The organism is Streptomyces sp. BE303, assembly GCF_036290945.1.
Taxonomy (GTDB): Bacteria; Actinomycetota; Actinomycetes; order Streptomycetales; family Streptomycetaceae; genus Kitasatospora.
Window position 1 is genome coordinate 1 of the sequence record NZ_JAQYWZ010000285.1, and the last position, 969, is coordinate 969.

At 73.9% G+C, this 969-nt stretch carries 1 protein-coding gene; it reads right to left on the bottom strand.

Annotated elements, in window-relative coordinates; genetic code table 11:
• Nucleotides 1–969, bottom strand: a 969-nt coding sequence (locus PUR56_RS02565; RefSeq protein WP_329947670.1) for a ketoacyl-synthetase C-terminal extension domain-containing protein, incomplete at both ends; no start/stop codon positions are given.

Below are 969 nucleotides of genomic sequence, written 5' to 3' on the forward strand. Positions count from 1 at the left end.
CAGCTCCTCGTCCGCCAGCACCTCCGCCAACGGCCGGTCCAAGTGAGCATCCACGTGCAACGCCACCTGGTCGAACGCGTCCGCGAACACCGGGAACGCCTCGTACAACCCCCGGCCCATCGACGCACGCTGCGCACCCTGCCCCGTGAACAGGAACGCCACCCGGCCCGCCCGTGCGGTGCCGGTCAGACCACCCGCACCGGACACCACCGCATCCAGCCCGGCCGTCAGCTCGTCGGTCCCACCCGCGAGCACCACCGCACGATGCGCCAGCACCGGACGCCGCGCCGCAGCCGCCGCCACGGCCGGCAGGTCGGTGCCCGACACCGTCCTCAGCCGCTCCGCCTGGGCCCGCAGCGCGTCCGGGGTCCGGCCGGACAGCAGCACCGGCACGGTCGGGTACGGCGCCGGTCCGGTCACGGTCTCGTCAGCCGGCGCCTCCTCCAGGATCACGTGCGCGTTGGTGCCGCTGATCCCGAACGAGGACACGCCCGCCCGACGCGGCCGGTCCCCCGAGGTCCACGGACGCGACTCCGTCAGCAGCCGAACCGCACCCGACGCCCAGTCGACGTGCGGGGACGGCCGGTCCGCGTGCAGGGTGGCGGGAAGGGTCTCGTGCCGAAGCGCCAGGACCATCTTGATGATCCCAGCGACACCGGCCGCCGCCTGCGTGTGACCGATGTTGGACTTGATCGACCCCAGCCAGAGCGGAACGTCTCCGTCCCGGTCCCGGCCGTACGTCGCCAGCAGCGCTTCCGCCTCGATGGGGTCACCCAGCGTCGTGCCGGTGCCGTGCGCCTCGACGGCGTCGACGTCCTGCGGGGAAAGACCCGCCTGCGCCAACGCCGCCCGGATCACCCGCTGCTGCGACGGACCGTTCGGCGCCGTCAGACCGTTCGACGCACCGTCCTGGTTCACCGCCGTGCCCCGCACCACCGCCAGCACCCGACGACCGGCCGCCCGTGCGGA